Source organism: Thioclava arctica, assembly GCF_040892615.1.
GTDB lineage: Bacteria > Pseudomonadota > Alphaproteobacteria > Rhodobacterales > Rhodobacteraceae > Thioclava > Thioclava arctica.
Genome location: NZ_JBFRYC010000014.1, coordinates 79,739 through 89,368 on the forward strand (window position 1 = coordinate 79,739; position 9,630 = coordinate 89,368).

General features: G+C 61.0%; 8 protein-coding genes and 1 pseudogene. 8 read left to right on the plus strand and 1 reads right to left on the minus strand.

Annotated elements, in window-relative coordinates; all coding sequences use genetic code 11:
• The first annotated feature begins 94 nt into the window (after positions 1-94).
• The 8 genes from AB4874_RS17160 to AB4874_RS17195 all read left to right on the plus strand — a co-directional run bounded on the left by AB4874_RS17160 (position 95) and on the right by AB4874_RS17195 (position 9,390).
• Positions 95-1,330: an ABC transporter substrate-binding protein gene (locus tag AB4874_RS17160; protein WP_295530002.1), complete on the plus strand. Its 1,236-nt coding sequence runs from the start codon at positions 95-97 to the stop codon at positions 1,328-1,330.
• Between the two features lie 78 nt (positions 1,331-1,408).
• Positions 1,409-2,341: a carbohydrate ABC transporter permease gene (locus AB4874_RS17165; protein ID WP_295530005.1), complete on the plus strand. Its 933-nt coding sequence runs from the start codon at positions 1,409-1,411 to the stop codon at positions 2,339-2,341.
• 1 nt (position 2,342) lies between these two features.
• Positions 2,343-3,188, plus strand: coding sequence for a carbohydrate ABC transporter permease (locus AB4874_RS17170; RefSeq protein ID WP_295530008.1), 846 nt, complete (start codon positions 2,343-2,345; stop codon positions 3,186-3,188).
• Entirely contained in the window at positions 3,185-5,269 is a 2,085-nt protein-coding gene (locus tag AB4874_RS17175) for an alpha-galactosidase (RefSeq protein WP_368392894.1), read from the plus strand. Before AB4874_RS17170 ends, AB4874_RS17175 begins: the two co-directional genes overlap by 4 nt.
• Entirely contained in the window at positions 5,266-6,180 is a 915-nt protein-coding gene (locus tag AB4874_RS17180) for a 2-dehydro-3-deoxygalactonokinase (RefSeq protein ID WP_368392895.1), read from the plus strand. Before AB4874_RS17175 ends, AB4874_RS17180 begins: the two co-directional genes overlap by 4 nt.
• Positions 6,177-6,785: a 2-dehydro-3-deoxy-6-phosphogalactonate aldolase gene (locus tag AB4874_RS17185; protein ID WP_368392896.1), complete on the plus strand. Its 609-nt coding sequence runs from the start codon at positions 6,177-6,179 to the stop codon at positions 6,783-6,785. The genes AB4874_RS17180 and AB4874_RS17185 overlap by 4 nt, the downstream gene beginning before the upstream one ends.
• Positions 6,782-7,630: an SMP-30/gluconolactonase/LRE family protein gene (locus AB4874_RS17190; RefSeq protein ID WP_368392897.1), complete on the plus strand. Its 849-nt coding sequence runs from the start codon at positions 6,782-6,784 to the stop codon at positions 7,628-7,630. Before AB4874_RS17185 ends, AB4874_RS17190 begins: the two co-directional genes overlap by 4 nt.
• 134 nt (positions 7,631-7,764) lie before the next feature.
• Positions 7,765-9,390, plus strand: coding sequence for a long-chain fatty acid--CoA ligase (locus AB4874_RS17195; RefSeq protein WP_368392898.1), 1,626 nt, complete (start codon positions 7,765-7,767; stop codon positions 9,388-9,390).
• A gap of 12 nt (positions 9,391-9,402) precedes the next feature.
• Here AB4874_RS17195 and AB4874_RS20095 read toward each other — a convergent pair.
• Positions 9,403-9,630 (minus strand): annotated as a pseudogene (locus tag AB4874_RS20095) (hypothetical protein); the annotation flags it as partial.

Here is a 9,630-nt window from a genome sequence, read left to right on the forward strand (position 1 = left end):
CGCGATTCACGGCAGCATTTCAATATGTAAAACAAGGTTTCAACATATGGAACTAAATTAGGAGCCTTGCTTGCAGAAACCGGGAGGAGAACCGATGAAACTTTTGAAAACCGCAGCCATTGCGGCGCTTGTGGCCGGTATGGCCCTGCCTGCATTGGCCCAGCAGCGCACGCTGACACTGAATACCGATGCGTCCGACCCCGCGCCCAAAGCCGCCTTTGATCAGCTGATCAAAGGCTTTGAGGCGGAAAATCCGGACGTTCATGTCGTCGTGAACATCTTCGATCACGAGGGTTACAAGACGGCGATTCGTAATTTTTTGACCGCTGACAGCCCGGATCTGGCGAATTGGTATGCGGGCAACCGGATGGCCCCCTTCGTCAAATCGGGGCAGTTCATGGATGTGTCAGATGTCTGGCAAGAGAACGGGCTGAAGGACAGTCTTGCGCCCGCGCTGTCGTCGATGACGATCGATGGCAAGCAATGGGGTGTGCCCTATACCTACTACCAGTGGGGCATTTATTATAACAAAGACGTCTATAAAAAAGTCGGTGCCGAGGTGCCAAAGACTTGGGACGAGTTCATCAGCAATTGCAAAAAATTCAAGGCGGCGGGCATCGACTGCCTGACCACCGGCACCAAGGCGCTTTGGCCCGCAGCGGGGATATTCGACTATCTCGATCTGCGCACCAACGGCTATGATTTCCACATGAAGCTGACCAATGGCGAAATTCCGTGGACGGATGATCGCGTGCGCAAGGTCTTTGCCGAATGGGCCAAGGTACTGCCCTATACGACGCCCAATGTCTCGGCGATCGACTGGCAGGATGCGGTGTCCAACATCGTTCAGGGTAAGGCTGCGAACTATGTGATGGGCAATTTCGCCGTCGCCACCTTCAAGGATGGCGGGATGACGAATGACACGCTGGGATTCATGGACTTCCCAGAGATCACGCCGGGCATTCCACGCGCCGAAGAAGCCCCGACGGATACGATTCACATCCCCGCCGGGGCCAAGAACGTCGCGGATGCGAAGAAATTCCTCGCCTATGTGGCGCGTGCCGATGTGCAAACCAAGATGAATGAGACGTTGGGCCAGCTTCCCATCAACGTGCAGAGCACGGTGGGCGACGACCCCTATCTGCAGGCGGGCTTCAAAATCCTTTCGACGGCAGATGGCGGTATCGCGCAGTTCTTTGACCGTGATGCGCCCGCCGCAATGGCCAAGGCTGGGATGGAGGGCTTTCAGGAATTCATGGCCTATCCCGACCATCTGGATGCGATCCTTGAGCGGCTCGAGAAGATGCGCAAACGCGTCTACAAGAACTGATCTTCGCGATCTTTGGACGGCGCCCTGTCACGGGGCGTCGTTTCGTCTGACCCAATTTGCAGATCGAGGAGCGTGACGATGACCGCCGCACCCGCCATTCCCGGTTCAGCCTCCGGCCTTCCCGGCCCGCGCAAACGCCGCCGCCTGAGTCGCAAACTCGCGCCGTGGCTGTTTTTGGCCCCCGGAATGTTGATGTTCCTGATCTACGTGATCATTCCGATCCTGCAATCGATGTGGATTTCATTCTACCAATGGGACGGGCTTAGCCCGAAGCATTGGATCGGGATGGAAAACTATGTCGAACTGCTTGACGATGACGCCTTTTATACGAGCCTGAAGAACAACGTGATCTGGCTGGTTTTGTATATGCTGGCGATCCCGGCTGGGCTGTTCATCGCCCTGTTCCTGAACCAGAAGCTGCGCGGGATACGGCTTTATAAATCGCTGTTTTTCTTTCCGTTCGTGATCTCTCAGGTCGTGGTCGGACTAATCTTTTCGTGGTTCTACGCGCCGGGCTTTGGTCTGTTCTTTGCGCTGACGAAATGGCTCGACGGGACGGGAATCGCGATCCTCGCTAATCCTCATCTGGTGACTTACGGCATCATCGCAGCCGGGCTTTGGCCTCAGATCGCCTATTGCATGATCCTCTATCTGACGGGGCTGAATTCTGTCGCGCCCGACCAGATCGAGGCCGCCCGCCTTGACGGTGCCAAGGGGCTCAAGATGCTGTGGTATGTCGTGCTGCCACAACTGCGCCCGGCGACGTTTATCGCGCTGGTGGTCACCATCATCGGAGCTTTGCGCAGCTTTGATCTGGTCTCGATCATGACCTCGGGGGGGCCATTCGGCTCATCGCGGGTGCTGTCCTATTACATGTATGAACAAGCACTGTCGGAATATGGCTATCGCATGGGCTATGGCGCGGCGATCGCGGTGGTGCTGTTTGCAATCATGATGATCTTCATCTCGGGCTTCATCTGGAAGATGTGGCGCGACGAAAGGGGGCTATAAGATGTTTCCGCGACCGATCCAAACCATGAGCCCCGCCGCGCGCACTGCCTATAAGATCGCGCTGCCGGTGATGCTGATCTTGTGGCTGCTGCCGCTGCTAGGAGTTGCGATGACCTCCCTGCGCCCCTCTAGCGATCTTGCGCAGGGCAACTATTTCGGGATGCCCTCCTATCTGGCGTTTTCGAATTATCTCGACGTGTTTCGCAACTCGCCCTTCGCCAGTTACATGCTGAACTCGTTTCGGGTCACGATCCCGACGATGATCGGCGCGGTGGCGCTGTCATGCCTGACGGGCTACGCGCTTGCAGTTTACAAGTTCAAAGGCAATCTGCTGATCTTTTTCATCTTCGTGGCGGGCAATTTCGTGCCCTTCCAAATCCTCATGGTGCCGGTGCGCGACCTGACAGTGAAGATGGGGCTTTATGACACGATCACTGGGTTGGCGCTGTTCCACATCGCGTTTCAAACCGGGTTTTGCACCCTGTTCATGCGCAATTTCATCAAGGCCCTGCCGCGCGAGTTGATCGAGGCGGCCCGGGTCGAGGGTGTGGGCGAGTGGCAAATCTTCTGGCATATCGTGCTGCCGCTGGTGCGCCCGGCGATTGCCGCGCTGTCGGTGCTGATCTTTACCTTCATCTGGAACGATTATTTCTGGGCGACGGTGCTGACCACGGGTGCAGATACGCAGCCTATCACCGCCGGGTTGCAATCACTGAACGGGCAATGGGTGGCAGCGTGGCAACTGGTGTCGGCGGGCTCGATTCTGGCGGCGTTGCCTCCGGTCGCGATGTTCTTCCTGATGCAGAAACACTTTATTGCAGGGTTGACCCTCGGGGCGGTGAAATGATCCGAACTTGGCATCTGAAAGACGCACGCCAAAGCCTTGTTCTGGCCAGCCATGAGGATCGACTTCCCGCGATCATTTACTGGGGCGCATCCCTGCCCGAGTGCGAGGATCTGGCGCAACTGGCCGCCAGCACCGAGGGCGATGTGACGGGCGGAATGCTCGATCAAAACCCCGATCTGTCGGTCTGCCCCGAAGCCTCGCAAACCTTCCCCGGAGAGCCGGGTTTGATCGCGCGCGATGCGCAGGGTCGCGTGCTGCGCCCGGCCTTTCGTTTCGCGTCACAAGAGGTTCGCACGGACCGGCTTGTGCTGGTCTATCGCGATGCGGCGTTGGGTGTGAGCTATCGGGCCGATTTCGCGCTCGACGCCGCCACCGGAATGATCACCGCGCGTGCCGCGCTGGAGAGTGAGACGCCGATCACGCTGCATTGGCTGTCCGCCCCGGTCTTTCCCGCGCCACAGCTTTGCGACGAGATGCTCGAATTTTCCGGCCGCTGGTGTGGTGAGTTTCAAATCACCGCCACGCCTTGGGCCCCCGGTCAGCGGGTGCGCGATAATCACACGGGGCGCACCGGGCACGAACATTTTCCCGGACTCATTTTGCCCACGCGCGGCGCGACCAAAACCAGTGGCGAAACCCGCGCCTTTCATTGCGGCTGGTCGGGCGGGCATCGAATGGTGACCGAGGAATTGCCCGATGGGCGGCGTCAGGTCCAGTTCGGCCATGCTTCGGGCAGCGAGCTGACACCGGGAACGCAGTTTGAAACCGCGACCCTTTACGCGACCTATTCCGCGGCGGGCTCGAATGGCTGCGCGGTCGCGTTTCAGCGCCACTTGCGCGACCGGATCGTGCAAATCCCAGCCAAAGCTCTGCCGCGCCCGGTGCATTACAATTGCTGGGAGGCGATCTATTTCAAACACGATCTGGCCGAGCTGTGCGAGATCGCGGATCGTGCCGCCGGACTGGGGGCGGAACGCTTCGTGCTGGATGATGGCTGGTTCGGGCGGCGCGATGATGACACGACCAGCCTTGGCGATTGGCAGGTCGACCCGCGCAAATATCCCGACGGATTGGGACCGCTGATTGCGCATGTAAACGCGCTTGGCATGGGGTTTGGTCTGTGGTTCGAACCCGAGATGGTCAATCGCGACAGCGATCTGGCGCGCGCCCATCCCGATTGGCTGCTTGGGCCCACCGATCAGATCGAGGGCCGCCAGCAACGCGTGCTGGATATCGCGCGCAAGGACGTGCGCGATCACCTGTTCAGCGCAATCAGCGCGCTGCTATCACAACATCCGATCGACTATGTGAAATGGGATCACAACCGCGTCCTCCCCTATCCGGACGCCGCCCAAACGCGCGGGATCTATGCGCTGCTGGATCGGTTGCGCATAGCCCATCCGCAGGTGGAGTTCGAAAGCTGTGCCTCGGGGGGCGGGCGGATCGACTTCGGCATTCTCGAACGCACGACGCGGGTCTGGCTGTCTGACAGCAATGACGCGATTGAACGGCTGCGCATTCAGCATGACGCGGCGCTGTTCCTGCCGATGGTCGTGACGGGCAGCCATGTCGGGCCACGGCGCTGTCATACCTCGGGGCGGGTAATCGACATGGAAATGCGGGCATGGGTTGCCGCCCAGCGCCATATGGGATTTGAGATGGATCCGCGTGAGCTGATCGAAGACGAGGCCGAAGTCTTGCGCGATGTAACGGCCTGGTGGAAAGCCAATCGCGACTGGCGCGCGCGCGCGGATATCCTCCGCCTTGAGGCTGCGGACCCCGCCGTGATCGCCGAAATGCAACGGGCCGAAGATGGCGCGCGTTTCGTGGTCTTTGTCGGTCAGGGCGAGACCTCGGCGCAGATCCTGCCGCGCCCGCTGCAACTGAGCGGGCTGGACCCGCAGGCGCGCTATCGGCTGGTGTTGCGCAACCGCGCGCAAGCTGCGGGCTTGTCACGCGGCGCGCCAACGTTGAAAACGGGCGCGCTGGAATTAAGCGGGCAGGCCTTGATGGCTCAGGGCATCACCCTGCCATGCGGATTGGCGCAAACCATGTGGGTGATCGAAGGGGAAAGACTATGAGTGCCGCAGATATCAGCGCCACCCCAGAGTGGATCGCCGCGGATTGGGGCACCACGCATCTGCGTCTTTGGGCGATGCGCGGGCAGAACGTGCTGTCCAAGCGCAGTTGCGATCAAGGAATGGGGCGGCTGAGCCCTGCACAATTCGGCCCCGTGCTTGAGGCAGAAATCGCCCAGTGGGGCGCAGATTGGGCGGGTATTCCCGTTGTCGCCTGCGGCATGGTCGGCTCGCGTCAGGGCTGGAGCGAAGCGCCCTATCACCCGACCCCGACCGATCCGCGCGCGCATCTGATCCGGGTGCCCGATCACGCCCCCCGCCCGGTCTATATCGCCTGCGGCATTCGCCAAGATGACCCGCCCGATGTGATGCGCGGCGAAGAGACCCAGATCGCGGGCCTGCTGGCCCAGACCCCCGATTTTGACGGCGTGGTCTGTCTGCCCGGCACGCATACGAAATGGGTGCGCCTGCGGGCGGGCCGGATCGAGCGGTTTCAAAGCTGCATGACGGGCGAGCTGTTCGAGCTGATTTCGCAGCAATCGGTGCTGCGTCACACGCTTGATCTGCAAGGCTCGGATCTATCGGCCTTTGATGCCGCCTGCGCCGAAGCTTTGGGCGATCCTGCGCGCGCCTATGGCGGGCTGTTTGCCCTGCGCGCGGCGGCTTTGCTCAACGGGCTTGATCCGATCAGCGCCGCCTCGCGCCTGTCGGGTTTGCTAATTGGCTGGGAACTGGCGGCAACGCGCGATCTTTGGTCAGGTCAAACAGCCGCCCTGATCGGCACTGCGAAACTGGCCGCACTTTACGCCCGCGCCCTTGGCGCGAATGGCGTGCAGACGCAAGACTACCCAGCCGAACCTACCACCCTCGCCGGGCTGCACGCCGCCTGGAAAACCATCGGAGCCTGCCCATGAGCCGCCCCCTGATCGCCATCCTGCGCGGGATCACCCCGCCCGAGGCGCTGCCTGTCACCCAAGCCCTGATCGACGCCGGGATCACTCGCATCGAGGTGCCGCTTAACTCGCCCGAGCCGCTTGTCAGCATCAAGGCGATGGTTGAACGTTTCGGCGCGCAGGCTGATATCGGCGCGGGCACCGTGCTGAGCACGCAGCAGGTGCACGACGTTGCGGCGACGGGTGCGCGCCTGATCGTATCGCCAAATTGCGACCATGCGGTGATCGCTGAAACCAAGGCGGCAGGGCTGCAAAGCTATCCCGGCGTGATGACCCCGACCGAAGCGTTTGCCGCGATTGCTGCGGGGGCGGATGCGCTCAAACTGTTTCCCGGCGATCTGATCGGGCCAGTGGGCTTGCGCGCGATGTCTGCCGTTTTGCCGCGTGAGATGCCGCTTTATGCCGTGGGCGGGGTTTCGGTTGAGAATATGGCTGACTGGCAACGCGCCGGGGCGGCGGGTTTTGGCATTGGCAGTGCTATCTATCGCCCCGGCGATGATGCCAAGATCGTATCACAAAATGCGCGCGCACTCGTCGCCCGCTTTGACGAGGTTTTTACGCAATGAACGCCACGATCTACGACGCCCGCACCTGTTTCCTCGGCGAGGGGGCGTTCTGGCACCCCGAGCGCGGCCAGCTCTTCTGGTTCGACATCCTGCGCGGACGCTTGCTGAGCCGCGCGGGCGATCAGCCGCTGGAATGGCAGATTGGCGAGATGGCCTCGGCGGCGGGTTGGATTGACCGCGACACTTTGCTGATCTCGACCGAGACCGGGCTGCGCCGGTTCGACATTTTGACCGGCGGGCATGAACCCATCGCCGCGATCGAGGCCACACGCGACGACACCCGCTGCAATGATGGGCGGGCCGATCCGATGGGTGGGTTTTGGGCCTCCACCATGGGCAAACCCGCCGCGCCAAAGGCGGGCACGATTTATCGCTACTATAACGGCACGGTGGAACCGCTGTTGCGCGATCTCACGATCCCGAACGCAATCTGTTTTGCCCCCGACGGGCGGCGCGCCTATTTTGCCGACACGCCAACGGGCAAAATCATGACGCTGGCGCTAGATGCGCAGGGCTGGCCCGAGGGCGCGCCCGAGGTTTTTGTCGATCTCACCTCTGAGGGGCTCAAGCCCGATGGCGCGGTGACGGATGCGCAAGGTGCGGTGTGGAATGCGCAATGGGGTGCGGGGCGCGTGGCGCGCTATTTGCCCGATGGCAGCTTTGATCGCGCGGTTTCGGTGGCTGGGCGCAATAGTACATGTCCGGCCTTTGGCGGCCCTGATTTTCGCCAGCTTTTCGTGACCACCGCGCAAGAGGGCATGACCGACCCCGACGCCGCGCAAGGCTGCGTCTTTGCGCTAGATACCCCCATTGCCGGGCGCGCAGAACCGCGTGTCGTGCTGTAGCCAAGCCGGTCTCTGACGCACCGTCACGCCACTAATCTTTGCACAGCATCTTAGAAGAGTCTTCCCAAGCGTCGCTAGGACGATCACTCTGGGCGTGGGAACGCAATCGGCTTGCTGCCGAGCGGGAGGATACAATGAATTCAATGATGCATATGCCACTTTTAATCAGTGCGCTGGCCACGCATGCCGAGCGCTATCACGCCGATGCCGAGGTGATCTCGGTCGATATAGCAGGCGAGATCAGGCGCTCGAACTGGGGAACGGTGATGGGCCATGCGCGCCAGTTGGCCTCGGCGCTGGAACGGCGCGGGCTTACGCTGGGTGATCGCTGTGCGACCTTGGCGTGGAACAACCGCCGCCATCTGGAGATTTACTTTGGCGTGTCGGGCGCGGGGCTGGTGTGTCACACGCTCAACCCGCGGCTGTCGCCCCAGCAAATGACCTATATCATCAACGACGCCAAGGATCGCGTGCTGTTCGTTGATCGCACCTTCCTGCCCCTCGTCGTGGCGCTGCGCGATCAGCTGACATCGTTGAAGTCCATCGTTCTGATGGGGCCGCATGACGCAGAAGCAGCCAGCCAGATCGAGGGTCTGCTATTTTATGACGACCTGATCGCAGAGGGCGATACCAATTATATCTGGCCCGAGTTCGATGAAACCACGCCTTCGTCGCTGTGCTACACCTCAGGAACGACGGGAAACCCCAAGGGCGTTCTTTATACCCATCGTTCGACCGTGTTGCACAGCTTGGGTGGCAACCAACCCGATACGCTTGGTATCAGCGCCAGTGACACGGTGATGCCCGTGGTGCCGATGTTTCACGTCAACGCATGGGGCGTTCCCTATGTCGCCGCGATGACGGGGTGCAAACTGGTGCTGCCGGGGCCAAAGCTTGATGGCGAGAGCCTCGCGCGCCTGATCGACGCCGAAGAGGTCAGCCTTGCGCTTGGCGTGCCCACGATCTGGATGGGGCTGCTGACCGGGCTGGAGGCGACGGGATCAAAGGCCGAAAGCCTTAAGCGCACGGTGGTCGGCGGCGCGGCGCTACCCCCCTCGATGATCAGCGCGTTCCGCGACCTTTACGGGGTCGAACTGATCCACGCTTGGGGCATGACCGAAACCAGCCCTCTTGGGTCGGTCAATCAACTGCTGCGCAAACATAGCCAGCTGGATGAGCACGCGCGCGAGGAAATCCGCTTTGGCCAGGGCCGCCCGCCCTTCGGGGTTGAGTTGCGCCTTGTTGACGAACAAGGCCATGTGCTGCCCAACGATGGCAAAACCCAAGGCGAGCTGCAGATCCGCGGCCATTGGATCGTCGAGCAGTATTTCGGCCAAGATGAAAGCGCGCTGACGGTCGATGGCTGGTTTGACACCGGCGACATCGCCACGCTTGACCCCAATGGCTATGTGGGGATCCGTGATCGCTCCAAAGACATCATCAAATCGGGCGGCGAGTGGATTTCAACGGTCGAGTTAGAGAACATCGCAATCGCCCATCCCGGCGTGGCCAATGCTGCCGCGATCGCTGCGCGTCATGAAAAATGGACCGAGCGCCCAGTGCTGATCGTGCAGCGCGCGATCCGATCTCAGGTCACCGAGGCGGAGATTCTGGCGATCTATGCGGGCAAGATTCCCAACTGGCAGGTGCCCGACAAGGTGATTTTCATCGAAACCCTACCCCTTGGCAGCACGGGCAAGGTGCTCAAGACCAAATTGCGCGAAGAATTTGGCGATGTGTTGATGGGGCAGCCTTCGTAAATGCGCGTCAGATCACGCCCGCAAGCTGACCTGGCGGGCGTGATCTGACGTCATGATGAGCGCGTTCTTGGTAGCCTCGGCGCCGGTGCCAGTGGTGGTTGGGATCGCAGCGAACGGCCTGTGTGGATGGCTCCTGCATAGCAAGACATTTTTGATCTGATTTGTGCATTTGTCAGAAGCAGTCATGTGTCCGGCCTGTTTGCGCGGTTTTGACCGCTGGCCCTGATGGGTTCCGCAAAC

Coding starts and splice junctions, on each gene's coding strand:
- AB4874_RS17160 (WP_295530002.1), top strand. CDS start 95: ATGAAACTTTTGAAAACCGCAGCCATTGCGGCGCTTGTGGCCGGTATG.
- AB4874_RS17165 (WP_295530005.1), top strand. CDS start 1,409: ATGACCGCCGCACCCGCCATTCCCGGTTCAGCCTCCGGCCTTCCCGGC.
- AB4874_RS17170 (WP_295530008.1), top strand. CDS start 2,343: ATGTTTCCGCGACCGATCCAAACCATGAGCCCCGCCGCGCGCACTGCC.
- AB4874_RS17175 (WP_368392894.1), top strand. CDS start 3,185: ATGATCCGAACTTGGCATCTGAAAGACGCACGCCAAAGCCTTGTTCTG.
- AB4874_RS17180 (WP_368392895.1), top strand. CDS start 5,266: ATGAGTGCCGCAGATATCAGCGCCACCCCAGAGTGGATCGCCGCGGAT.
- AB4874_RS17185 (WP_368392896.1), top strand. CDS start 6,177: ATGAGCCGCCCCCTGATCGCCATCCTGCGCGGGATCACCCCGCCCGAG.
- AB4874_RS17190 (WP_368392897.1), top strand. CDS start 6,782: ATGAACGCCACGATCTACGACGCCCGCACCTGTTTCCTCGGCGAGGGG.
- AB4874_RS17195 (WP_368392898.1), top strand. CDS start 7,765: ATGAATTCAATGATGCATATGCCACTTTTAATCAGTGCGCTGGCCACG.